This is a genomic window from Planktothrix tepida PCC 9214 (assembly GCF_900009145.1).
Lineage (GTDB): Bacteria > Cyanobacteriota > Cyanobacteriia > Cyanobacteriales > Microcoleaceae > Planktothrix > Planktothrix tepida.
The window spans coordinates 1-212 of the sequence record NZ_LN889922.1 but is presented as its reverse complement, the minus strand read 5'-3'; the positions used below and the strand labels follow the sequence as shown (position 1 = coordinate 212).

At 39.6% G+C, this 212-nt stretch carries 1 pseudogene; it reads left to right on the top strand.

Going from position 1 to position 212, the window contains the following annotated elements:
- Positions 1-212, top strand: a pseudogene (locus tag PL9214_RS31865) (hypothetical protein); the annotation flags it as partial.

Genomic DNA, 212 nt, shown 5'->3' with positions numbered 1-212 from the left:
CAATCTTCGATTACCTATACCTTACCCGATCACGTCGAAAACCTCACCTTAACAGGAACAGCAGTGCTTAATGGTACGGGTAATAGTTTAGGGAATAGTATTATCGGAAATACTGCTAATAATATTCTCAATGGCAGTAGCGGAGCCGACTCATTGCAAGGGAAAGCCGGAAACGATACATATATTGTCGATAATTCTGATGATATTATTAC